Annotated in this window: 21 protein-coding genes; 14 read left to right on the top strand and 7 right to left on the bottom strand. The window is 67.4% G+C overall.

Annotated elements, in window-relative coordinates:
* Positions 1 to 13 precede the first annotated feature (13 nt).
* The 6 genes from ACSSVZ_RS21225 to ACSSVZ_RS21200 form a co-directional block, all read right to left on the bottom strand.
* The gene (locus tag ACSSVZ_RS21225; protein ID WP_453972750.1) at positions 14 to 772 is read right to left on the bottom strand and encodes an enoyl-CoA hydratase/isomerase family protein; all 759 of its coding nucleotides are present in this window, start codon (positions 770 to 772) and stop codon (positions 14 to 16) included.
* Between the two features lie 106 nt (positions 773 to 878).
* Entirely contained in the window at positions 879 to 1,634 is a 756-nt protein-coding gene (locus tag ACSSVZ_RS21220; protein WP_453972749.1) for an ABC transporter ATP-binding protein, read from the bottom strand.
* Position 1,635: 1 nt separating this feature from the next.
* The gene (locus tag ACSSVZ_RS21215) at positions 1,636 to 2,853 is read right to left on the bottom strand and encodes an ABC transporter substrate-binding protein (RefSeq protein ID WP_453972748.1); all 1,218 of its coding nucleotides are present in this window, start codon (positions 2,851 to 2,853) and stop codon (positions 1,636 to 1,638) included.
* Between the two features lie 40 nt (positions 2,854 to 2,893).
* Positions 2,894 to 3,937: a branched-chain amino acid ABC transporter permease gene (locus ACSSVZ_RS21210; protein ID WP_453972747.1), complete on the bottom strand. Its 1,044-nt coding sequence runs from the start codon at positions 3,935 to 3,937 to the stop codon at positions 2,894 to 2,896.
* On the bottom strand, positions 3,934 to 4,806 hold the full coding sequence (locus ACSSVZ_RS21205; RefSeq protein WP_453972746.1) for a branched-chain amino acid ABC transporter permease: 873 nt from the start codon (positions 4,804 to 4,806) through the stop codon (positions 3,934 to 3,936). The genes ACSSVZ_RS21210 and ACSSVZ_RS21205 overlap by 4 nt, the downstream gene beginning before the upstream one ends.
* Positions 4,807 to 4,810: 4 nt before the next feature.
* Entirely contained in the window at positions 4,811 to 5,584 is a 774-nt protein-coding gene (locus ACSSVZ_RS21200; protein ID WP_453972745.1) for an ABC transporter ATP-binding protein, read from the bottom strand.
* 265 nt (positions 5,585 to 5,849) lie between these two features.
* On the opposite strand from ACSSVZ_RS21200, the gene ACSSVZ_RS21195 reads away from it, so the two are divergent.
* Both ACSSVZ_RS21195 and ACSSVZ_RS21190 read left to right on the top strand, forming a co-directional pair.
* Complete coding sequence (locus ACSSVZ_RS21195; protein WP_453972744.1) at positions 5,850 to 6,728, top strand: MBL fold metallo-hydrolase; 879 nt, start codon at positions 5,850 to 5,852, stop codon at positions 6,726 to 6,728.
* A 14-nt stretch (positions 6,729 to 6,742) separates the two neighbouring features.
* Positions 6,743 to 7,510 carry an alpha/beta fold hydrolase gene (locus tag ACSSVZ_RS21190; protein WP_453972743.1) on the top strand — a complete coding sequence of 256 codons (768 nt, stop codon included), beginning with the start codon at positions 6,743 to 6,745 and terminating at the stop codon, positions 7,508 to 7,510.
* A gap of 13 nt (positions 7,511 to 7,523) precedes the next feature.
* On the opposite strand, the gene ACSSVZ_RS21185 is transcribed toward ACSSVZ_RS21190, so the two are convergent.
* Positions 7,524 to 8,441, bottom strand: a complete 918-nt coding sequence (locus ACSSVZ_RS21185) for a LysR family transcriptional regulator (RefSeq protein WP_453972742.1) — start codon at positions 8,439 to 8,441, stop codon at positions 7,524 to 7,526.
* Positions 8,442 to 8,642: 201 nt separating this feature from the next.
* Between ACSSVZ_RS21185 and ACSSVZ_RS21180 the strand changes: the two genes are divergently transcribed.
* The 12 genes from ACSSVZ_RS21180 to ACSSVZ_RS21125 all read left to right on the top strand — a co-directional run bounded on the left by ACSSVZ_RS21180 (position 8,643) and on the right by ACSSVZ_RS21125 (position 22,499).
* Positions 8,643 to 9,089, top strand: a complete 447-nt coding sequence (locus ACSSVZ_RS21180) for an FAS1-like dehydratase domain-containing protein (RefSeq protein ID WP_453972741.1) — start codon at positions 8,643 to 8,645, stop codon at positions 9,087 to 9,089.
* A gap of 14 nt (positions 9,090 to 9,103) precedes the next feature.
* Positions 9,104 to 9,559 (top strand): MaoC family dehydratase, encoded by a 456-nt coding sequence (locus ACSSVZ_RS21175; RefSeq protein ID WP_453972740.1) that lies wholly within the window; start codon positions 9,104 to 9,106, stop codon positions 9,557 to 9,559.
* Positions 9,560 to 9,596: 37 nt separating this feature from the next.
* Entirely contained in the window at positions 9,597 to 10,817 is a 1,221-nt protein-coding gene (locus tag ACSSVZ_RS21170; protein WP_453972739.1) for a CaiB/BaiF CoA transferase family protein, read from the top strand.
* A 117-nt stretch (positions 10,818 to 10,934) separates the two neighbouring features.
* The gene (locus ACSSVZ_RS21165) at positions 10,935 to 12,098 is read left to right on the top strand and encodes an acyl-CoA dehydrogenase family protein (RefSeq protein ID WP_453972738.1); all 1,164 of its coding nucleotides are present in this window, start codon (positions 10,935 to 10,937) and stop codon (positions 12,096 to 12,098) included.
* A gap of 15 nt (positions 12,099 to 12,113) precedes the next feature.
* A complete protein-coding gene (locus ACSSVZ_RS21160; RefSeq protein ID WP_453972737.1) occupies positions 12,114 to 13,127 on the top strand; it encodes an acyl-CoA dehydrogenase family protein in 1,014 nt (337 codons plus the stop codon).
* Between the two features lie 22 nt (positions 13,128 to 13,149).
* Positions 13,150 to 13,902, top strand: a complete 753-nt coding sequence (locus ACSSVZ_RS21155) for a carboxymuconolactone decarboxylase family protein (protein WP_453972736.1) — start codon at positions 13,150 to 13,152, stop codon at positions 13,900 to 13,902.
* 7 nt (positions 13,903 to 13,909) lie between these two features.
* Entirely contained in the window at positions 13,910 to 14,713 is an 804-nt protein-coding gene (locus tag ACSSVZ_RS21150; RefSeq protein WP_453972735.1) for an alpha/beta fold hydrolase, read from the top strand.
* Positions 14,710 to 16,371 (top strand): GMC family oxidoreductase, encoded by a 1,662-nt coding sequence (locus ACSSVZ_RS21145; RefSeq protein WP_453972734.1) that lies wholly within the window; start codon positions 14,710 to 14,712, stop codon positions 16,369 to 16,371. The genes ACSSVZ_RS21150 and ACSSVZ_RS21145 overlap by 4 nt, the downstream gene beginning before the upstream one ends.
* Before the next feature lie 376 nt (positions 16,372 to 16,747).
* Positions 16,748 to 16,939 (top strand): hypothetical protein, encoded by a 192-nt coding sequence (locus ACSSVZ_RS21140; RefSeq protein ID WP_453972733.1) that lies wholly within the window; start codon positions 16,748 to 16,750, stop codon positions 16,937 to 16,939.
* A gap of 12 nt (positions 16,940 to 16,951) precedes the next feature.
* Positions 16,952 to 18,127, top strand: coding sequence for a TolC family protein (locus ACSSVZ_RS21135; protein ID WP_453972732.1), 1,176 nt, complete (start codon positions 16,952 to 16,954; stop codon positions 18,125 to 18,127).
* 37 nt (positions 18,128 to 18,164) lie between these two features.
* A complete protein-coding gene (locus ACSSVZ_RS21130) occupies positions 18,165 to 19,346 on the top strand; it encodes an efflux RND transporter periplasmic adaptor subunit (RefSeq protein ID WP_453972731.1) in 1,182 nt (393 codons plus the stop codon).
* Between the two features lie 15 nt (positions 19,347 to 19,361).
* A complete protein-coding gene (locus tag ACSSVZ_RS21125; RefSeq protein ID WP_453972730.1) occupies positions 19,362 to 22,499 on the top strand; it encodes a multidrug efflux RND transporter permease subunit in 3,138 nt (1,045 codons plus the stop codon).
* Positions 22,500 to 22,513 lie beyond the last annotated feature (14 nt).

Raw genomic sequence — 22,513 nt, 5'->3', positions numbered from 1 at the left:
CCGTCTCGGCGGTCTATCGGTTGCGGCTCTCCACGAACGCCGTCTGCGCGTCCTGGGCCTCGCGCGTGGTGGACAGGTCGTGGGTGATGGTCTGCTCGTAGCGATAGGCCTCGCGGGCCGGCAGGTTCGACACCACCTCCAGCGAGCGCTTGATCCAGCGCACCGCCTGCGGGTTCTTCGCGGCGATCCCGCGGGCGATCTGCATCGCCTCGTCCATCAGCTGCTCGCGCGGCACGCAGGCGGTGATGATGCCGAGCCGATGGAGCTCGGCGGCCGGCACGTCGCGGCCGGTGAAATAGATGTAGCGCGCGTTGGAGCGGCCGAAATGGTCCATGATAAGGCGCCCGCCGCCCGCCAGCCCCACGTCGATCTCCGGCATGCGGATGTAGGCGTCGTCGCTGCAGATCATGATGTCGCAGTAGAGCATCAGGGCGCATCCGGCGCCGATCGCCGCGCCGTGGACGGCGGCGATGACCGGCTTGGTGCAGTCGGCGACGGCGTAGAAGAACTCCCGAGTCACCCGGTTGTGGCTGACGTAGTCGCCGGGCTCCTGGACCAGGGTCCGCCGTTCTTTGATGTCGGCGCCGGCGGAGAAGACCTTGCCTTCGGCCGTCAGGATGACGACGCGGACGTCGTCGCGGTCGCTCAGGGCATCGAACACGCGGATGATCTCGTCGCGCATCTGCCGGTTCTGCGCGTTGACCGGTGGGCGCGCCAGCGTGACGGTGGCAATGCCGTCCGACACCTCCAGGCGGCAGGTCTCCAGATCCATGTCTCGTTTCCTTCCATGTGGCTTGGGGACGGGCGCAGACCGATCAACCGCGGCCGACGACGGACCGCCGGTCAGGTGCCGCAAGCCATCCGTGCCGCCCGGTTCCTCAGTGCGTGCGGTCGCCGCCGCCCAGATAGCGCTTGGAGAGGCTTTCCCGGTTGGTGAGGGCTTCGGCGCTGCCTTCCTCGACGATCCGGCCAGCCTCCAGCACGTAGCCGTAGTCGGCGCGGCGCAGCGCCAACGCGACGTTCTGCTCCACCACCAGGATCGACAGGCCCCGCTCTTCGTTGATCTGCCGCAGGATCGTGAAGATGTCCGCCGCGATCTTCGGCGCCAGGCCGAGCGAGGCCTCGTCGACCATCAGGAGTTCGGGCTGGGCGAACAGCGCGCGGCCGATCGCCAGCATCTGCTGCTCGCCGCCGGAGAGATAGCCGGCGGCGGAGTGCCGGCGCTCTTTCAGCGCCGGGAAGTAGTGGAAGATCTCGTCGTAGGTGCGCCGCGCCACCGCCGGGCCGCGCTTGCCGCGGGCGAACAGCGCCGCCTCGAGATTCTCCTCCACCGTCATGGTGGGAAACACGCACCGCCCTTCGCGCACGTGCAGGATGCCCCGACGGGCGCGGCGGTAGGAGGGCATCGCGCCGATGTCCTCCCCCATGTAGCGGATGGTGCCCCGCCGCACCGAGCCGTTCTCGAAGCGGAGCAGCCCGGAGATCGCCTTCAGCGTCGTGGACTTGCCGGCGCCGTTGGTGCCGAGCAGCGCGACGAAGCCGCCCTGGGGCACACTGAGGCTGACGCCGTCCAGCGCTTCGTTGGACCCGCCGTAGACGACGCTCAGATCAGCGAGCTCCAGGGCTGCGGTCATCTCAGTCGACCTTCATCCAGGGCGCCGCCTCCGACACCGTCAGCTTGCCGTCCTTGATGGTGTAGCGGTAGATCACGCCGTAGGGGATGCGGTTGTCGACGAAGCTGATCGGCATGCCGAAGATGCCGCCGGCGTCGAAGTCCTTGATCGCGGAAATCTCCTTGATCAGGGTGTCGCCGTTCAGCTCCTCGCCGTTGCGGATCGCCGCGCCGATCGCCTCGCGCAGCACCATCGCCGTGGCCCAGCTCTGCATGTAGCCGATGTTGGCGTAGCCGGTGTACGGCTTGTCGGTCCACGTCTTCAGATACCCGTCGATGGTCTTCATCATCGGCGTATCCGCCTCGCCGACCAGCAAGTTGACCGACACGGTGCCGAGGTAGTCGTTGGCCGCGTCGCCGATGGTGCCGACCACGTCCGGATGCGACCCGAACAGGGTGCCCATGAACTGGGTCTCGACCCCGTAGTCGCGCACCAGCTTGACGATTTCCGGCCAGACGTTGGCGGCGTAGCCGTGAAAGATCACGTAGTCGGGCTTGGCCTGGCGGATGCGGATGGCGTGCGAGGTCACGTCGACCTCCACCCACTTGGTCTCCTGCTCGAGGACGATCTCGATACCCATCTCGTCGGCGAGCTTGCGGGCGTTCTCCAGCGGATCGCGGCCGAACTCCGACGCCGAGTAGACCAGCGCCACCTTCGGCTTGGCGTCGCCCTTCTGGTGGTCCTTGATGTAGTTGAACAGCATGTGGACCTGGTCGGTGTAGGTCGGCCCGACGAGGAAGTGATACTTGTACTTGTCGGTGTCGACGAGGTCCGACGCGGCCCCGGTGTTCGACATCAGCGTCTTGAAGGACTCGTTGTTCTCCGGCGAGATCGCGCGGACGAACGGGGTGCCGTCGCCGCCGGAGAAAACGACGTCGCCGCCGGAGACCGCCTTCTTGAAGCCGGCCACGCCGAGCTCGACCTTGTACTCGTCATCGTAGAACTCGATGTCGATCGGCCGGCCCTCGATGCCGCCTTCCTTGTTGATCCAGTCGACCGCGTGCTCCCAGCCGACCTGCTGGGCCTGGCCGGTGACCGCGAGCGGTCCGGTCAGGGGCAGCGGCACCCAGAACTTGAGCGCCTCGCTGCCCTGGGCCGCGGCTGGTCCGGCGCCGGCGGCCATCGCGAACGCGAGACCGGCCGCACCGGCGATGAAGCTTCTCCGATTCAAGTCGAACATGAGCGTTTCCTCCCGCTTCAGTCGTGATTTGTCGTTGTCGTCAGTGTTCCGTCTTGGCGTCGACCTCTTCGACCTGACCGAGAGCCCGGCGGAACAGCCCCACCAGCCCGCGCGGCTCGAAGATCAGGAAGCCGATGATGAGGGCGCCGAAAATGATCTCGCGCAGCGGCGACAGGAGCCCGGCGAGGTCCGCGCCGGGGCCCGCGGCGGTCTCCAGGCCGAAGCGCAGGAACTCCGGCATCAGCGTCATGAACAGCGCGCCGAGGATCGAGCCCAGCATGGAGGCCCGCCCGCCCACGACCACCGCGGCGAGGAAGAAGATCGACACCTGCAGGGTGAACTGGTCGGGATTGACGATCCGCAGGAAGACGGCGAGCAGCGCGCCGGCCGCCCCGGCATAGGCGGCGCCAAGGCCGAACGCCACGAGCTTGGTGGCGACGACGTTGATGCCCAGCACCTCGGAGGCGTAGTCCTTCTCGCGCACCGCGATGAACGACCGGCCGACCCGGGTGCGGAACAGGTTGCGCGCCGCCAGCGTGGTCAGCAGGGCGACGCCCGCGACCACGTAGTAGAAGCCGTCGTCGCCCATGCCGAAGACGTCGATCTTCGGCAGCGACAGGCCGCGGTCGCCACCCGTGACCGGCGTCCACTGCTGGAACACGAAATAGAGCATGTACTGGGCGGCGAGCGTCGCGATGGCGAGATAGACGCCCTTGATGCGCAGCGCCGGGATGCCGAAGACGAGCCCGACCAGGAAGGCCGCCACGGCCCCGCCGACGATGTTGAGGGCGAGCGGGGTCCCGAGGTGGAGCCACATGAGCGCGCTGACATAGGCGCCGACGCCCAGGAAGGCGGAATGGCCGACCGACAGGAGCCCGGTATAGCCGACCGTGATGTTGAGCCCCACGGTGGCGATGACGTTGATGCCGATCAGGCAGGCCATGTAGAGCGTGTAGACCGAGCCGAAGAACGGCAGGCCGACGATCGCCAGCGCCAGCAGGACCCAGCTGACGGCCTCCACCTTGCCCGCAAGGGCGGCGCGCGGCGCCGGGGCACGATCGATCGTGGTGGCGTGCTCGCTCATATGCGCTGCACCCGATTTTCGCCGAACAGGCCGGTGGGCCGCACGAACATGACGAGAAGGACGATCAGGTAGGGAATGAAGCTCTGCCAGGCCGCGCCCAGATAGGCGCCGACGATGGTCTCCAGCCAGCCGATGAAGAGCCCGCCGATCACCACCCCGCCGACGCTGGTGAGACCGCCGAGCATGACCACGGCCAGCACGTTGAGGGCGACCAGACCGAGCTGCGGCGTCACCCCGTTGACCGAGCCGGCGAGGATGCCGGACGTCGCGGCGAGCACGCCCGCCAGGCCCCACGACAGCAGGAACACGAAGCCGATGTTGATGCCGAGGCTTTCGGCGGTCACCTGGTCGGTGGACGTCGCCCGGATGGCGGTGCCGGCCCGGGAGAAGCGGTAGTAGGCAATGAACAGGGCGGCCACGACGCCCGCCGCGACGAAGCCCCAGGCGAGCTTGCCGGGGATCAGCACGTCGCCGAGGAACAGGGGCGTGCGTGGCAGCAGTTCGGTGAGCAGCTGGTTGTTCGGACCCCAGATCAGGCCCGCGATCCCCCGGAAGACGCTCGCCACGCCGAAGGTCACCATGACCAGCACGATGTGCGGCCGTCCGACCAGCGGCCGGAGCACGATGCGTTCCGTCAGCATCGCCACCAGCGCGGAGGCGATCAGCGCCAGCACCAGCCCGCCGGCCCAGCCGAGCCCGAGCTGGCGGTCGAAGAGGAAGAAGAGATAGGCGCCGAGCATCATCATTTCGCCGGTGGCGAAGTTGAAGACGTTGGTCGCCTTGAAGACGATGACGAAGCTGAGCGCCGCCAGGACGTAGATGCCGCCGGAGGCCAGCCCGACGAGGCTGAATTCGAGGAACAGGCTCACCGGCTCATTCCTCCTTGCCGAGATAGGCTTCGATGACCGCCGGATCGGCCTGGACCTCGGCCGGCGTACACGCGGCGATGACGCGGCCGAAGTTCAGGACCACCACGTGGTTCGACATCGTCATGATCGATTCCATGTCGTGGTCGATCAGGATCACCGTCAGGTCGGTCTGGGTGACGATCTGGGCGATGTACTTGGACATCCGTGCCTTCTCGCCGGTGTTCATGCCGGCGAACGGCTCGTCGAGCATCAACAGCTTCGGCTTGCTCACCAGGGCCCGCGCGAGCTCGATCCGCTTCTGGACGCCGTAGGGCAGGCCCGAGACCGAGCGGTCCCGCACGTCCTGGAGGTCGAGAAGCGGCAGGATCTCCTCGTCGATGCGCCGGTCCAGCGCCCGCTCCTCGCGCCGGGCCCGCCCCAGATAGAGGGCGGCGGAGGCAAGCCCGGTCCTGAGCTGGTGATGGGCGCCGAGCTTGATGTTCTCCGCGACCGTCATGCCGGGAAAGAGGGCGATGTTCTGAAACGTGCGGGCGATGCCCACGTCGCAGCGCTTGTGCGCGGAGAGCCTCAGAAGGTCGTGGCCGTCAAACGCCACCGAGCCTTCCCGGGCGGGATAGAAGCCGGATATCACGTTGAAGAGCGTGGTCTTGCCCGCGCCGTTCGGCCCGATCACGGCCGTCACAGCGTTCGCGGCGGCGGACAGGGACACCTCGCTGAGCGCGCGAATGCCCCCGAACGTGATACCCACCCCTGAGATGTCCAGAAGGCTCGTGCTCATGCGGCGTTTCAGATGACAGCCTCGCCGGATCCCGGTCTCGCCCAAAGCCACGTCCCGGTTCGCGGAGCGAACGGTCGGCGGCCGGAAAGGCCGGATCGTCGAAAGGCATCTCCCTATGGCTGATCTTGTTGTCGTTGCGGCAACACTAGCCAAGCGCGGGAGGCCGGATAAGCGTCCCGACTGCAAACCTTCGTTGCGGGATTTGCAATGATCCCCCCTCCTTTGGGCGATATACTCCCTCGAAACGAAACAATGGAGGAAGCACTTGATCGAGATCGGTGACTTCAGGATTTCGCGCGTCGAGGAGCTCGTCCTCGACGAGGACGTGAGCCTGCTGAAGCACTTCGGGGAGGCGACGGTCGCCGAACACGGCGACTGGCTGATCCCGGATTTCTACAACCCCGAGCGCAACTGCTTCTACTCGATGATCCACAGCTGGATCCTGCGCACGCCGGACAAGACGATCGTCATCGATACGGCCGGCGGCGACGACAAGGATCGGCCGCTGTCCCCGCGCTTCCATCACAACAAGACGGGCTTCCTGGAGCGGCTTGCGGCGGCCGGCGTCGAACCCGACGACGTCGACATGGTGCTGCTGACTCATCTCCACGTGGACCATGTGGGCTGGAACACCTGCCTGCAGGACGGCGCCTGGGTGCCGACCTTCCCCAACGCCGAATATGTCGCGACGGCGACCGAGCTCGAGGTGCGCGACCCCAAGCGGGGCGCTGCGGAGAAGCCGCCCCAGGCCTGGACCACCTACCTGGACAGCGTGCAGCCCATCGTCGATGCCGGCCAGATGCGCGTCGTGGAGGGCACCGAGACGATCGTGCCGGGCGTCGATCTCGTTCCGCTTCCCGGGCACGCGCCCGGCATGGTCGGGATCCGCGTGCGCAGCGGCGGCAAGGAAGCCCTGTTCATCGCCGACGCGATGCACCAGCCGATCCAGATCTCCCACCCGGAATGGAGCAGCAAATACTGCGAGAATCCGGACCTCGCCAACGAGACCCGGGCGAAGATGCTGAAGCACGCCGCCGACGAGGGCGCGCTGATCCTGCCGGCGCACTTCGTCGCGCCCTATTGCGGCTACGTGCGCAGCGGCCCGAACGGCTACGTCTTCGAGCGTCCCTCGGAAACGCCATAGGCGAGGCCCCGACCATGGCCCGTCTTCACGTCGTCACGCACGGCGACCGGTCGGCTCCGGCGATCGTGTTCGTCCATGCGCTCGGAACCGATCATCGCTTCTGGGACGAGGCGGTGGCGGACCTGTCGCGGGACTTCTTCTGCGTCACGCCGGACCTTCAGGGCGCCGGCGAAACGCCGCTGCCGGCCGAGCCGGTCGACGCGGAAGGTCATGCCGCCGATCTGGCGGCGATGATCGAAAACCTCGACCTCGGACCGGTCACGCTCGCCGGGTGCGCAATCGGCGGCATGGTCGCGGCCATCCTCGCGGCAAGGGAGCCGACGCTCTGCTCGGGCCTGGTGATGACCAACCCCGGGCTGCGCAACCTGTCGCACGTGAAGGAGATGCTCCGGGCGCGCACCGAGGAGGTGCGCAGGCACGGCATGGCGGTCCTGATGCCCAAGGCACCGGAGACCTCGTTCCACGAGATGCCGCGCGACGCGCGCTACGCGCGGTTCGCCGAACGCTACGCCGCCCAGTCGGCGGAAGGCTACGCCCTGTCCGTCCTCGGCTTTCTCGACATCGACATCCGGCCGATCCTGCCGCAGCTGACGTGTCCCGTGATCCTGATGCCGGGCGGCAAGGACGTCCTGATGCCCCCGGACGGGGCGCGGGAGATTGTCGAACTCGTGCCGCAGGCCGAGATCGTGCCGGTGCCCGAGGCAGCCCACTTCGTGCCCTATCAGGCGCCGGAGCGGTTCGTGGCCGAACTGCGACGCTTCATGGCCGCGACCGGGTCCTAGGACCCGGTCTCGATCAACCGGTGGATTCCAGCTCGCGCTTGAAGACCCCGGCGATGAAATCGATGAACAGGCGCAGCTTCACCGACGTCTGCCGCGCCGCGGGAAACACGGCGTAGACCCCGTTGTCGAAGTCGATGTGGCTCACCTTGTAGTCCGGCAGCAGCCGGACCAGCCGGCCGCGCTTCAGGTCCTCGTGGACCGACCAGTCCGGCAGCAGGCCGATGCCGACCCCGTCGCGCACCATGGTCACCAGCGCGAAGCCGAAATCCGTGCGCACGTTGCCGCGGATCGGCACCTCCTCGATCCGGTCGGCCGCGTCCAGGAACCGCCAGACCGGCGTTCCGAGATTGATCCGGTAGGTCAGGCAGTTGTGGTGCCTGAGATCCGCCGGTTCGGCGATCGCCGGCCGCTCCGCGAGATAGCCGGGACTGGCGCAGACGACCCGCTCGCTGGAGGTCAGCTTGCGGGCGATCAGCGCGGAGTCCTCCAGCCGGCCGATGCGGATGTCCACGTCGGTTCCCTGGTCCATCACCGGGGCGATGGAGTTGGACATCATCAGATCGACGGTGATGTCGGGATAGATCGACAGGAATTCCGGGAGGTAGGGCAGGATCATCAGCTGCCCGACCAGCATGCGCGAATGCACGCGCAGCACCCCCTGGGGCTTGGCCTGCAACTGGCTGACAGAGCGGTTGGCCTCTTCCAGCTGCGCCAGGATCTGCTCGACGCGGGAGTAGTAGATCTCGCCGGCTTCCGTCAGCGCCAGGTGACGGCTCGAGCGCTTGAGGAGCTGCGTCTCCAGACGGTCCTCAAGCGACGAGATGTGCCGCGAGATGGAGGCGGGGGACAGGCCGAGCAGGCGTCCGGCGCCGGACAGGCTGCCCTCCTGCACGGCCGTGGTGAAGGACCGCAGCGTCTGGACCCACTCCAACTCACCCTCCCGGGAACCGCCTGATTCTGAGGACTTTGGTAGCTCAAAGCCGCCACCTTTACAAATTCTGCAAAGAAGGCCCTTGCCTCATCGCCGTTCAGGCGCCCCGCGCCCCGTGCTAACTCGACTGTCAAGACAAAACGCGGGGTGCGCGGCGCGGACGGTTCAGGCGCCGACCGGCCCCCAGGGAGTAAACGGTTCATGGCGGTCGGCGGCTACGTATCCGATCTCGACACCGGCGACGTGCTCGGACCGGTGGATTACACGCTGAGCTCCTTCGTCGTCCGCGAGTACAGCCACGCAGTCGAGATGCACCATCCCTGCTTCCAGGGAAGCGAGGGGCAGGTGATGCCCCCAACGCTGATCCACCTCGACAAGCTGCGGCTCTACCGCCACGCCTGCCCGAAGGGCACCGGCCCCTCCGCCCGCATCCATTTCGAGTACGACGCGGAGGTCTTCGCCCCGGTCCGCGTCGGCGACCGGCTGACCGTCTCCGGGCTCATCACCGAGCGCTACCAGAAGAACGGCCGCGACTACGTGGTGCTGAAGATGGAGCTGCGCCGGACCGACACGGACGAGCTGCTGGTGCGCTATTTCGATCGGGTGATCCTCTCCTACGCGCAGTCCGACGACAGCGAAGCATCGTGAGCGAGGGCGCGACCATGACCCCTTTCCAGCCGTCCGTTGGCACCGAGTTCCGCCTTCCGCCCCGCCCGATGACCCGCGAGCGCATGCGCTGGTACGTCGATGCCCAGCCGACCATCGCGGCTGACGACGGGCGCATCCACACCCAGGAACCGACCATCCACGACGACGACGCCTATGCCCGCTCGCAGGGGCTGCCCGGCATCATCGCCGACGGCATGGTGTCCACCAACTGGATCCTGTCGCTGCTGATCGACCTGTTCGGGCGCAGCGTCGCGGAACGCTGCAGGCTGCGCACGAAATATGTCGCTCCGATCTACGAGGACCAGGTGGTCATCACCTGCGCGCGGATCGCCCATGTCGCGCCGGTGGCCGGCCAGCGGACCGAGATCACGCTGGACGTGTGGTGCGAGGACGACGGCGGCACCCGGCTGACGATCGGCGAAGCCACCGTCTTCGTTTCCGAGTCCTGAGCCGGCTCATCGACGGACGCAAACCGACGGGTAGGAAATGACCGCCGTACTGGAAGGCATCAAGGTCCTCGACTTCTCCCGCGTCTTCGCCGCGCCGGATTCCGCCCAGCTCTTCGGGGATCTCGGCGCCGACGTCGTGAAGATCGAGAACCCGGTCAAGGGCGACGACTGCCGCTATCTGGGCGCCACCACCCAGGAACTGCAGGCCCTCGGCGGGCCGAGCCCGTCCTTCCGCGCCTTCAACCGCAACAAGCGCTCGATGGAGCTCGACCTCGCCAGCGAGGCGGGCCGCGACGTGGCGCGGCGGCTGATCGCCTCCACCGACATCCTGGTGAACAACTTCCGGCCCGGGACGATGGCGCGCTGGGGCCTCGGCTACGAGGACCTGCGCGAGACCCACCCGCGCCTGATCTACTGTGATTTCCACGCCTACGGGGGCAAGGGCCCGCTCGCCGGCGTCGGCGCCAACGATCTGGCGCTGCAGGCCCATTCGGGCTTGATGAGCATCACCGGCGAGGAAGGCGGCGAACCGGTGCGCGCCGGCTCGGCGATCATCGACCTGCACGCCAGCCTCGCCATCGTCAGCGGCGTGCTGGCGGCGCTCTATCACCGCGAGCGCACCGGCAAAGGCCAGAAGGTCGAGACCTCGCTGCTGATGAGTTCGGCCCATCTGATGAGCTACTTCTACCAGGACTACTGGCTGACCGGACACAAGCACCGCCCGATGGGCACGGCGAACCATCTGAGCGTGCCCAACCAGGCCTTTCCGGCGAGCGACGGCCACGTGGTCATCATCGCGCCGAGCGACGAGATGTGGCAGCGCTTGACCCATGCACTCGACCCTGAGGCGCTCGACCGGCCGGAGTTCAGGACCGCCTCGGAACGCCTGCGCCTGCGCCACGACGTGGTCGCCGCGATCTCCGACGTCACCCGGTCGCTCTCCAAGCACGAGATCCACGCGCGCCTGAGCGCGGTGAAGGTGAACGTGTCGATCGTCCAGGATGTCGGCGAAGCGGCCGAAGATCCCCAGCTTGCGGCGATCGGCGGCATCTTCGCGTTCGACGGCGACGAAGGCCCGGCGCGCTACGTCGCCACGCCGTTCCACCTCTCCGACACGCCGGGCGAGATGCGCACGCCGCCGCCGGCGCTCGGCGCCCACACCGACGCGGTGCTGCGCGACTCCGGGTTCGCAGAGGATGAAGTCTCGGACCTGCGCGCGCGCGGTGCGTTCGGCAAGGCGCGCAAAACGCCGCAATAAGCGCAGATGCGCACCCAAAATGCGCACTTTGGTCCGCGCACGCGCCGCCTGGTGCGCAGACCCGGCGCGCGCGCGGGGCGACTTGAACCACCCGGACCACCGGGGAGAGGGCACGCCATGGACGTTTCCTTCACCGCCGAGCAGGAGGCCTTCCGGCTCCGCCTGCGCGACTGGATCGGCCGGGAGCTGCCGGCCGACTGGGCGGGCCCGCGCTTCACCGGCCCCGCCGACGAGGACGAGAACGCGCGCTTCCAGACGTGGTGGGAGCGCAGGCTCTACGACGCGGGCTACCAGGGCATCCATTGGCCGACCGCCTATGGCGGCCAGGGTCTCGGCATCGTCGAGCAGCTGATTGCCGCGGAGGAGTTCGGCCGCGCCTCGGCGCCGGAAGGCATCAACACCATCGGCAAGGAGCTGGTCGGGCCGATCGTGCTCGCGGTCGGCTCTGAGAAGCAGAAGCGCGAGCTGATCCCGCGCCTCCTGCGCCTCGACGACATCTGGTGCCAGGGCTTTTCCGAGCCCGAGGCGGGCTCCGATCTCGCCGGGCTGCGCACCCGCGCCGTGCTTGAGGGCGACCATTGGGTCGTCAACGGCCAGAAGCTGTGGACCAGCTTCGCGCGCTTCGCCAACAAGTGCATCCTGCTGGCCCGCACCGACCCCGATGCGCCGAGGCACAAGGGGCTGACCCTCTTCGTCCTCGACATGCAGACCCCCGGCATCACCGTGCGGCCGGTGCGGCAGATGACGGATCGCCGGGAGTTCAACGAGGTTTTCCTGGACAATGTCCGCATTCCGGCCGGCATGCATCTCGGCGGCATCAACGAAGGCTGGCATGCCGCCGTCGGCGTGCTCGGCTTCGAGCGCGCCACGGCGCGGCTCTACCGTCAGGCCCGCTTTCAGGCCGAGTTCTCGGAGCTCCTGAGGTTGCTGGCGGTGCAGCCGGAGAAGGCCCGCGACGGCTGGTTCCGCCAGACGGTGGGCACGCTCGCCGCGGAGCTTCGCATGCTGCGGCTCCTCAACCTGAAGACGGCGAGCCGCATCGCGACCGGCAGGGAGATCGGCTCGGAGGCGAGCATCGTGAAGCTGTTCTGGAGCGAGCTGCATCAGCGCATCACCGCGTTCGCGCTGGAGGTGCTGGGCGAGGACTTCGCCGCCGGTGCGCCGGGGGTGGAACGCTTCCGCTACCTCTATCTGCAGGCGCGCGCGGAGACGCTCTACGCCGGCACCTCGGAGATCCAGCGTAGCATTATCGCCGAGCGGATGCTCGGCCTGCCACGCTGAGCGGAGGGCGACACGGTGGATTTCGACTTCTCCTTCGAGCAGCGCCTTCTCGGCGAAAGCGTCGGCCGGATGCTCGCTGCCTTTCCCGTTGCCGAGGAGCCTCCTTTTCCCTACCCGGCGTCGGAGGCGACCCGGGCGGCGGCGGATCTCGGCCTGTTCGCCAGCGAGGGCGGCGCCCCAATGCTGAGTGCCGTGAACGCCGTGGCGGCGGCGCTGGAGATCGGCCGTGCGCTGCCCGCCGCACCGCTGACGGAGATGCTGGCGGCAAGCCTCGCCCTGGCGGGCTCGCCGGCCCTCGCCGACGCCCTTGCCACCGGCGAGCCGGTCGGCGTGGCGGTGGCCGGAGCGCTCGCGCCGAACGGCGGACGCGCCCTCGTCCCGTTCGCCGACGAGGCACGGCTGTTCGCCCTGCCGGCGGTATCGGAGGGACGCCGCACCTGGCACGTGGTGGAGCGATCCGGCGTCACGCTTGCCCCCGCCGATATCTTCGACGTCGCCAGCACGGCAGCCTGGGTCGAGGCTTCCGCCGTGCCGGCCGGCGGGCTTCCCACGTCCGCTGGCCCCCGCCTAGACGACCTGCTCGCGCTGCTGGCGCTCGCCGAGATGACCGACGCCGCGGCGCATGCCCTCGATCTCACGGTGGGCTATGCGAAGGAGCGCCGGCAGTTCGGCCGGCCGATCGGCCAGAACCAGGCGATCAAGCACATGGCGGCCGACGCCGCCGTTTCGCTGGAGACCATGAAGGCGGCCGTCGAGTATGCCGCCTGGTGCATCGACACGGCGCCGGAGGGGCTGGACGAGCCGGCGGGCGAGGCGCACCTGGCGCTGCTTTCGGCCCGGTCTCATGTCGGCGACCACGCCAGACGCGTCGCAGAGGCCTGCACCCAGATGCACGGCGGGATCGCCTTCACCTGGGACTACGGCCTGCACCGCACTCTCAAGCGCATCGTCTATCGCCAGACCACGCTCGCCGCGCCGCATCCGGCCCGGGAGGCGCTGGCCGACGTGTTGATGGCGGCGGACGCATGAGGCGAGGAGGGAGGCACCGGAGATGACCGAGGACGAGAAGGCGGAGCTGAAGTCCGAGATCCTGCGGGCGCGGGGCTACTGGTCGCGCTTCCATGAGGTGCTGCTGGAGCGCTCGCCCGCGTTCCTGAAAGCCTATCTGGCGTTCCAGTCGGCGCCGTCGCAGTCGGGCGAGCTTCCCCAGAAGCTCTGCGAGTTCGTCTACATCGCCATCGATATCTCGGTGAACCACATGTACGAGCGCGGCGGGCGGCGGCACATGGAGTACGCCCTCAAGGCCGGCGCCAGCCCGGAGGAGGTGCTGCAGGTCATCCTCCTGACGACGGCGGTCGCCGCCCAGCAGCCGCTCGCCATGGGGATGCGGGTCCTTGCGGAGGAACTGGGCGAGGCGGCGGACCGGTCGCCACTCCCGCCGGCGTTGAGCGAGGCGATCGAGGACTACCGGGGCCTCACCGGCGCCTGGCCGGAAGCCGGCGACTTCATGGCCCGCACCGCGCCGGAGATCGCCACGGCCTACATGGACTACGGCCGGGCTGCCTGGGAGGCGGGCCCGCTGTCGCGCAAGCACAAGGAGCTGATCGCGCTGGCGATCTCGGCCGCCCCCACCTGCCTGTTCGAGGAAGGCGTGCGCCGCCACGTCCGCGGCGCCCGCGCCGCCGGCGCGACGCCGCGCGAGATCGCCATGGTGATCCAGCTCTCCGCTGCGCTCGCCGTCCACACCTGCACTATCGGCGTTCCGGGCTTCGACGACGTGATGAACGGCATCTACGTGGAGTGACCCGACGATGAAACCCGCCTTCGCCGTCCTCAACGGGGCCGCCTGCCGCTATGCCGTCGACCGGCGCGGCCCGCGCACGCTCGTGCTGATCCACGAGCTCGCCGGCTGCCTGGAAAGCTGGGACGATCTCGTGCCGCTGCTTGCGCCCGATCTCGGCATCCTGCGCCACGACCTGCGCGGGGCCGGCCTGTCGCAGAAGGTGCGGGGCCGCCTGGACCTCGACGTTCTCGCCGACGACGTCGCCGCCCTGCTGGACCATGTCGGCGAAGCCCATGCCGTGGATGTGACGGGAGCGGCAGCCGGGGCTGCGGTCGCGGTGCGGTTCGCGACCCGCCATACCGCGCGCTGCCGCCGCCTCGTCCTGCTGGCGCCGGCGCTGGGCGTTCCGGCGGAGCGCCGTGAGGCGGCGATGGCGACCGCCGACCTCCTCGACCGCGACGGCATGAAGGCGATCGCCGGTGCCGTGCTGCCGAAGGCGTTTCCCGAGGCGCTCTGGACGGACGAGACGGCCAAGGCACGGGCCATCGCCCGCTGGTACGGCGCCGACCCGGAGGGCTACGCCGCCATGTACCGCGCGATCGCCGAGACCGGCGTGCTGGACGAGATCGACGCCATTGCGCAGCCGACGCTGCTGATCGCCGGAGCGCAGGACCCGTTCAATCCGACGGAGCGGCTGCGCGCCATCGCCGCGACGATCCCCGGCTGCCGCTTCGAAATCGCCGAGGCGGGCCATTTTCCGGCGGTCCAGTCGCCGCAGGCGGTGGCGCCCCTGGTGACGGCCTTCCTCGACGCACCGGAGGCCGGGTCATGAGCGACCAGGGCGAGACCTACGACTACATCGTCGTCGGGGCAGGATCGGCCGGCTGCGTGCTCGCCAACCGGCTGTCGGCGGACCCGGACACCCGCGTGCTGGTGCTGGAGGCCGGCGGCAAGGACGACTGGATCTGGTTCCACATCCCCGTCGGCTACCTGTACGCCATCGGCAATCCGCGCTCCGACTGGTGCTTCCGCACGGCGGAGGAAAAGGGCCTCAACGGGCGCGCGCTCGCCTATCCGCGCGGCAAGGTGATCGGCGGGTCGTCGGCCATCAACGCCATGATCTACATGCGCGGCCAGGCGGCCGACTACGACCACTGGCGCCAGCTTGGCCTCGAGGGCTGGGGCTGGGACGACGTGCTGCCGGTCTTCAAGCGCCACGAGGACCATTTCGCCGGCGCCTCGCCGTTCCACGGGTCGGGCGGCGAATGGCGCGTCGAGGAGCCGCGGATCTCCTGGCCGATCCTCGACGCCTTCCGCGAGGCCGCCGAGGAGCTGGGGGTCGCGAGGATCCCGGACTTCAACCGCGGGGACAACGAGGGGTCCTCCTATTTCCAGGTGAACCAGAAGCGCGGGGTACGCTGGTCGGCGGCGCGGGGCTTCCTGAAGCCGGTGCTGAACCGCAAGAACCTGACGCTTGCAACCGGCTGCACGGTCGAGCGGCTGGTCGTCGCGGAGGGCCGCGCCACGGCGGTCGAATGGCTGCAGGACGGCGTCCGCCGCCGCGCCAGCGCCAAGGCTGAGATCGTCCTCGCGTCCGGGTCGATCGGATCGGTCCAGGTGCTGATGCGCTCGGGGATCGGTCCGGGCGAAACGCTGCAGGTGCTTGGTCTGCCCGTGCTGGCGGACCGGCCAGGGGTCGGCGAGAACCTGCAGGACCATCTGCAGCTCAGGACCATCTACCGGGTGCACGGCGCACGCACGCTGAACCAGGACTACGCCAACCTCTTCAAGCGGGCCTGGATGGGGGTCGACTACGCCCTGTTCCGCCGGGGCCCGCTGACCATGGCGCCCTCCCAGCTCGGCATCTTCGCGAAGTCCGCTCCCGGCGTGGAGCGCGCCGACCTGGAGTATCACGTCCAGCCGCTCTCGCTGGACAAGTTCGGCGAGCCGCTGCACGCCTTCCCGGCCGTCACCGCCAGCGTCTGCAACCTGCGGCCCTCCAGCCGGGGTCACGTGCGCATCACGTCGCCGGAGCCGGGCGCGGCACCCGACATCGCGCCGAACTATCTTTCCACCGACGACGACCGGGTGACCGCCGCCAACGCGATCCGGCTGACGCGGCGGCTCGTCGCCGCCAACGCGCTGGCGCGCTACCGGCCGGAGGAAATGCTGCCCGGCCCGGAGGTCGGCGACGACGACGCGGCGCTGGCCCGTGCCGCCGGCGACATCGGCACGACCATCTTCCATCCCGTCGGGACGGCGAAGATGGGCCTCGCCTCCGATCCGATGGCGGTGGTCGATGCGCGCCTGCGCGTCTTCGGGGTCGAGGGCCTCCGGGTCGCGGACGCCTCGGTGATGCCGACGATCCCCTCCGGCAACACCAACTCCCCCACCATCATGATCGCCGAGAAGGCCGCGGAAATGATGCTGGCCGACCGGAGATCGCCCCCGTCGGCTCCGAGCTCGGCGATGAGCTGCTCGGCGGCATAGGCCTTCTGGCCGAAGCAGGTCTTGAGGGCGCGGTCCGGACGACGGGATGCACCCGCTCCAGCGGATCAGCCCGGATATCGGCATCGGTGGCGGTGCCGAAGGTAGCCGAAGGGGGCTCCATGCCAGTTTACCCCGGCCTTCTTTGCGGGCTCAGGTGGCAAAGACCGGTGGCGGACTGGCAAGAGTTGGCTCCCGTCGCCAGAGCGCGAGCATCTGAACTTAGGTTCAAATGCAGGGCGTGCCCCAACCGGACTGGCCCGCTTTTCGGCTTTCTGCACGCAATCTGCACGCTTCATCGACGCTGGCTGCACTCGTGCCGGGTGGGTAGCGCTTGGACCTGAGATCGGTTCCGCGCCCTCACCCCGCATAGCGATGCATGACCTTGTTCCGCGTTGGTATCCTTCTTCCCGCCGTTGCTGTCCTTCTGGCGAGCTGTTCAAGCCTCACCACGCAATATGTGCGGGCCCCCCTTCCCAACGCGCCGGCCTGGCAGGAAGACAGGGCGACGAGCACGCCGGCCGCTGCGGCCAAGTGGTGGCAAAGCTTCGGCGATACCAAGCTCGATTAGCTGGTTGAAGCCGTGCTGCAGAACAACAACGACATCCTGGCCGCAACCTTGCGAGCCAGGAGAGCCCTGTTGCAGGCGGATCTGGCCGGCGTAGCCAGAATCCCGGTCCTCAGCGGCGACAGCAACGCCCAGACAGGCGTGGCTCTGGGCGAGGGCACATCGAGCAACAGCTTCACTCCGGGCTTGGGTGCCGCCTATGAGCTCGATCTCTGGGGGCGGCTGGCCAGCGCACACGACATCGCAGTGCTCGAAGCGGAGGCGACTGCCGAGGAGGTGGAAAGTGCGCGAACCACGATCATAGCTTCGACCATCGAAGCTTACTGGCGCCTTGCCTTTACGAGTGAGGACCGGGCGATCGCGCAGGCCGGCCTCGATGCGGCTCGGGAGATTGAGAGGCTGGTCAAGAGCCAGGCAGCGGTCGGCGCCGCAACGGATCTCGAGCTGGCGGAGGTGCGTCAGTCGGTGGAAAGCCAGGCGGCGCAACTGTCAGACTTCGAGCAAAACCGTGTGGTCCTGCGCAATGCGCTGGCTGTGCTGCTCAATGGATTACCGAACCCCGTTCCCGAACCGCAGCGTCTGCCGCGGCGTACTCCAGTTGAGATCACCGCCGGGCTGCCCGCCGAACTCCTGGCCCGTCGTCCGGACCTTCGGGCCGCTGAACAGCGCCTGCGCGCCAGTCTGCGCAAGATCGACAACACGCGCGCCAGCCTCTACCCGCAGATCAGTCTCACCGGCAATCTCGGCGCAAGCAGCGCGGATCTGTTGAGCATCCTGGCCAATCCCGCCGCCACCTTGGGCGTCGGGCTGGTGCTGAACTTCCTCAATTTCAAGGAAGGCCAGCTCCGCGTGAAAGTGTCCCAGGCCGACTATCAGATTGCAGTCTCAGAGTTCCGCGCGTCGCTGCTGACCGCCTTCAGCGACACCAGCAGCGCGCTGAGCGCACGGAGCACGCTCAATGAAAAGTCCCGTCGGCTGCGCGCTGCGCTCGAAGCGGCGCGGGCTGCCGATCGGCTGACGGAAGAACGGTATCGCGCCGGGACCGTGGCCCTACGCGTCTGGCTCGACACCAAGGAGCGGAGTCGCCTCGCCGAGCGGACACTGGTCGCCAACCGGCTGCAGCAATTGCTGACCGAGGTGCAGATCTTCCGCGTACTCGGCGGCGCGCCGAGCCCTTCCAAAGCGCCTTAACCGCCTGCCTTCCAGCGTTGGCTCTCAGGATCACCCGATGTGTTTTCGTATTCCTCCCGTCCTTTCGGTCGTCCTCGTCGCGGCACTGCTCGCCGGTTGCTCCGATACTTCTGAGCCTGCCGCCACGGAAAGTGCTGAGGCCGTGACCCAACCCCCCCTCGTGTCGGTCATGATCGTCGAGGCCAAATCTGTGACGGTCTGGGACGAACTCCCCGGCCGCGTATCGGCATTTCGTACCGCCGAAATCCGGCCCCAGGTCAGCGGCCTCATCATTGAACGGTTGTTCGAGGAGGGCAGCAACGTCACTCGGGGACAGGCCCTGTTCCAGATCGACACGGCGTCCTTTGCCGCCGATGTGGCCAGCGCCGAGGCGATGCTGCAGAAATCCGAGGCCGCGCTGGCACAGGCTGTTGCCGAATTAGAACGCGCAAAGGGCCTGCGGAAGAGCAACAACATCAGCGACCAGACCTACGATCAGATCGCCTCGCAGAGGGCCCAGGCGGAGGCCGACGTCGCGCAAGCAAAAGCGGGGATGAAAAAGGCGCGCCTGTCGCTCGATTTCGCCACCGTCAGGGCGCCGATCGATGGGAAAATCGGGGCTGCCAAGGTTGGAGAAGGCGCGCTGGCGGACGCCACCAGCACCACCAGCCTTGCCACCGTCCAACAGATCGACAAGGTCCATATCGATATCCGGCAGCCGGCGTCCCGGCTCGACCACCTGCGGGCCCTGGCTCGCACCGGGGGGCTCCAGCAGGCGGGCACCATCCCGATCGAGGTGGTTCTCGGTGACGGCGACGATGATGTTCTCGCCGCCAGGGCGTTGTTCTCCGACATCAGCGTGGATGAAGGCACGGGCAATGTGCGTTTGCGGGCCCTGGCCGACAACCCCGATCGCCGTCTGCTGCCCGGCATGTATGTGCGCGCGCGGGTGCCGCGCGGCACCTATCCCGATGCCATCAGCGTGCCGCAACAGGCCGTGGTGCGCGACGCGCTCGGCGCCCCCAGCCTGTATCTCGTGGATGCTGAGGGCAACGCGGCCGCCAAGTCCGTGCAACTGGGCGAACTGGTGGAGGGGAAATACATCATCCGCGAGGGCTTGGCGGCCGGTGATCGCATCGTCGTCGAGGGGCAGGAGAGACTGGTCGCGCCCGGACCGGTGCGCACCGTGGAATTCGGCACCAATCCCGCCGAACCGTCTTCCGCCGCGCAAAAAACCTAATCGGAGCGACAGGGCATGCCCCAGTTTTTCATAGATCGCCCCGTTTTCGCGTGGGTTGTCGCGGCGTTCATCACGCTTTTCGGCGTTATCGCCATCCCGCAGCTGCCGGTTGCGCGCTTTCCCTCCATCGCGCCGCCGAGCGTCAGCGTCTTTGCCAGCTATCCCGGCGCTTCGGCCGCGACGGTCAGTGAGAGCGTCGTCATTCCGATCGAGCGCGAACTGACCGGCGTCAAAAATCTGCTCTACTTCAGCTCGAGCGCCGACAGCACGGGCAGTGCCAACGTCACCCTGACCTTCGCCCCGGGCACCAATCCGGAGTTGGCCATGGTGGATGTTCAAAACCGCCTCAAGAGCGTCGAACCGCGGCTGCCTGCACTCGTTCGCCAGGGTGGTCTGTCGGTTGAATCGGCTTCGGCGGGATTTCTCGCCATCGTGACGCTGACCGCCGAGGGAAACCGGTTTTCGGCGCTCGATCTCGAGGACTATCTCTCCAAGTACATCGTGCCCGAGCTGAAGCGCATCAAAGGCGTGGGGCGCCTGCAGTCCTTCGGCACCGAGAAGGCGATGCGGATATGGGTCGATCCGCTGAAGCTCGAAATGCTCAATCTCAGCATTGCCGACGTGACCGCAGCCATCCAGGGGCAGAACCTGCAAATTGCGCCGGGACAATTGGGGGCGGGCCCCACCGTGCCCGGTCAGGCAATCACCGTGCCTCTGTCGGTAAGCGGTGCGCTTTCGACGCCAGAGCAATTCGGCAAGATCGTGGTCAAGGGCGACCGCAACGGCGCCATGGTGCTGCTGAGCGATGTGGCGCGGGTTGAAATCGGCGCGCAGACCAGCGCATTCGCGATGCTGCAGAACGGCAATCCGGCGACGGGGGCGGCAATCCAGCTGTCGCCCGGAGCAAATGCCGTGGCAACTGCGGACGCGATCAAGGCGCGCCTTGCCGAACTCAAACTCTCCATGCCCGAGAGCATGTCCTATTCGCTGCCCTTCGACACCTCACCGTTCGTCAAGGTATCCATCGAAAAAGTCATCCAGACCCTCCTCGAGGCCATGGCTCTCGTCTTCCTGGTGATGTTCATCTTCCTGCAGAATATTCGCTACACCATCATTCCCGCGGTCGTGGCGCCGGTCGCCCTGCTCGGCACTTTCGCGGTGATGTACCTGGCGGGCTATTCCATCAACGTGCTCACAATGTTCGGCATGGTGCTCGCCATTGGTATCATCGTCGACGATGCTATCGTGGTCGTCGAGAATGTTGAGCGCCTGATGGCGACCGAAGGGCTCTCGCCCAAGGAAGCGACGCGCAAGGCCATGAAGGAGATCACCGGTGCGGTGATCGGCATCACGGCCGTGCTGGTGGCGGTGTTCATTCCGATGGGCCTGGCCAGTGGCTCGGTGGGGGCGATCTATCGGCAGTTCACCCTCTCCATGGCTGTTTCGATCCTGTTTTCGGCCTTCCTGGCTCTCTCATTGACGCCGGCGCTCTGCGCCAGCCTGCTCAAACCTATCCAGCACGGAAAGAAGAAATGGGCACCGTTTGCCCTCTTCGACGAGGCCGTCGACAAGATAACGCATGGCTATGGCAAGATAGTCGGAGCACTGCTGCGGCGTGGCGGCCGCATGATGGCGCTTTATGTCGTGCTCGTTGGCGCTCTGACCTACTGGTTTCCGCTCATTCCCACCGCCTTCATGCCGGACGAAGACCAGGGGAATTACACGGTGTCCTTCACCCTGCCGGCGGACGCCACCGAGGAACGCACGGCCAAGATTACGGATGTGTTCAACACCGCGGTGGCCAAGCGGCCGGCGACCGAGGACAACCTTCTCGTCAATGGCTTCAGCGCGATGGGTTCGGGCGCCAATGCAGCCATGGCCTTCGTAACCCTCAAAAACTGGAAAGACCGGGCGGAGCTTCCCGCGAATGAGGAAGTTGCCGCGATGACCGAGGCGATGGCCGATGTGCCGGAAGGCTCGATCATGGTCTCACTACCGGCCGCGATCGAGGAACTCGGCGGCGGGTCGGGCTTCAGCTTCGTGCTGCAGGACCGCGGCGGCAAGGGGCTGGATGCACTGATGGCGGCTCAGAAGCAGTTGCTCGAAGCCGCCGCGCGCAGTCCCAAGCTCTCCAATCTCTACCGGAACAGTCTGCCGAACGGTCCCAATGTGGAACTTGAGGTCGATCGCAACAAGGCGCAGGCGCTTGGTGTCTCGTTGCAGGCGATCAGCGACACGCTGAGCACGGCGATCAGCTCGAGCTATATCGGGGATTTCCCCAACGCCGGTAAATTGCAGCAGGTGATCGTACAGGCCGAGGCACGCTACCGCATGCAGGTCGATGACGTGCTCAAGCTCTTCGTGCGCAATGACCAGGGCGGCATGGTCGCCCTGGGTGAAGTGGTGACGGCCAAGTGGAACAGTGCGCCACGTCAGATCTTCCGCCACAACGGCTATCTCGCCGAGAACCTGGGTGGTGAGGCGGCAAAGGGTGTGGCCAGTGGCGACGCCATGGCCGAGGTCGAGCGGCTGGTGCAGCAATTGCCGGATGGTTTCGGTTTGGAGTGGACCGGCGAATCGCTCCAGGAGCGCCAGGCCGGCGCGCAGATGCCGAAGCTCCTCGCGCTGTCCATGCTGGTCGTCTTTCTGGTGCTCGCCGCACTCTATGAGAGCTGGACCGTGCCCATCGCCGTCTTGCTGGTGGCGCCGCTCGCTATCATCGGATCTGTCGCCGCCGTATCGCTCGGCGGACAGTCCAACGACGTCTTCTTCAAGGTCGGCTTGATTACGGTTATCGGACTCTCCGCCAAGAACGCCATCCTGATCGTCGAATTTGCCAAGGCGAAGCTCCACGAAGGTTGGGCCTTGCGCGACGCCATCATCGAAGCCGGACGGTTGCGTATCCGCCCGATCGTCATGACCTCGTTGGCCTTCGCGCTGGGCGTCATGCCGCTCGTCTATGCTCAGGGGGCCAGCGCGGAAACGCAAAAGGCCCTGGGCACCGGTGTCTTGGGCGGGGTGATCGCCGCAACGCTCTTCGCTCTGCTCTTCGTGCCGATTTTCTACCATGTCGTGATGTCGATCTTCGGCCCGAGCAGAGCTGCGCCAACCGGCGACGTCATCGCCACACCAACGAATCCCGACCATGTGTGATCCCCGATCGGATA

The organism is Amorphus sp. MBR-141, from assembly GCF_053628695.1.
The sequence above is the reverse complement of the archived record's forward strand: the minus strand, read 5'-3'. Positions and strand labels throughout refer to the sequence as shown.

What these genes read in the sequence shown, in the direction of transcription:
- ACSSVZ_RS21190 (WP_453972743.1), top strand. Translation starts at nt 6,743, where the DNA reads ATGGCCCGTCTTCACGTCGTCACGCACGGCGACCGGTCGGCTCCGGCG.
- ACSSVZ_RS21180 (WP_453972741.1), top strand. Translation starts at nt 8,643, where the DNA reads ATGGCGGTCGGCGGCTACGTATCCGATCTCGACACCGGCGACGTGCTC.
- ACSSVZ_RS21165 (WP_453972738.1), top strand. Translation starts at nt 10,935, where the DNA reads ATGGACGTTTCCTTCACCGCCGAGCAGGAGGCCTTCCGGCTCCGCCTG.
- ACSSVZ_RS21150 (WP_453972735.1), top strand. Translation starts at nt 13,910, where the DNA reads ATGAAACCCGCCTTCGCCGTCCTCAACGGGGCCGCCTGCCGCTATGCC.
- ACSSVZ_RS21145 (WP_453972734.1), top strand. Translation starts at nt 14,710, where the DNA reads ATGAGCGACCAGGGCGAGACCTACGACTACATCGTCGTCGGGGCAGGA.
- ACSSVZ_RS21125 (WP_453972730.1), top strand. Translation starts at nt 19,362, where the DNA reads ATGCCCCAGTTTTTCATAGATCGCCCCGTTTTCGCGTGGGTTGTCGCG.
- ACSSVZ_RS21170 (WP_453972739.1), top strand. Translation starts at nt 9,597, where the DNA reads ATGACCGCCGTACTGGAAGGCATCAAGGTCCTCGACTTCTCCCGCGTC.
- ACSSVZ_RS21130 (WP_453972731.1), top strand. Translation starts at nt 18,165, where the DNA reads ATGTGTTTTCGTATTCCTCCCGTCCTTTCGGTCGTCCTCGTCGCGGCA.
- ACSSVZ_RS21155 (WP_453972736.1), top strand. Translation starts at nt 13,150, where the DNA reads ATGACCGAGGACGAGAAGGCGGAGCTGAAGTCCGAGATCCTGCGGGCG.
- ACSSVZ_RS21200 (WP_453972745.1), bottom strand. Translation starts at nt 5,584, where the DNA reads ATGAGCACGAGCCTTCTGGACATCTCAGGGGTGGGTATCACGTTCGGG.
- ACSSVZ_RS21140 (WP_453972733.1), top strand. Translation starts at nt 16,748, where the DNA reads ATGACCTTGTTCCGCGTTGGTATCCTTCTTCCCGCCGTTGCTGTCCTT.
- ACSSVZ_RS21215 (WP_453972748.1), bottom strand. Translation starts at nt 2,853, where the DNA reads ATGTTCGACTTGAATCGGAGAAGCTTCATCGCCGGTGCGGCCGGTCTC.
- ACSSVZ_RS21220 (WP_453972749.1), bottom strand. Translation starts at nt 1,634, where the DNA reads ATGACCGCAGCCCTGGAGCTCGCTGATCTGAGCGTCGTCTACGGCGGG.
- ACSSVZ_RS21175 (WP_453972740.1), top strand. Translation starts at nt 9,104, where the DNA reads ATGACCCCTTTCCAGCCGTCCGTTGGCACCGAGTTCCGCCTTCCGCCC.
- ACSSVZ_RS21225 (WP_453972750.1), bottom strand. Translation starts at nt 772, where the DNA reads ATGGATCTGGAGACCTGCCGCCTGGAGGTGTCGGACGGCATTGCCACC.
- ACSSVZ_RS21210 (WP_453972747.1), bottom strand. Translation starts at nt 3,937, where the DNA reads ATGAGCGAGCACGCCACCACGATCGATCGTGCCCCGGCGCCGCGCGCC.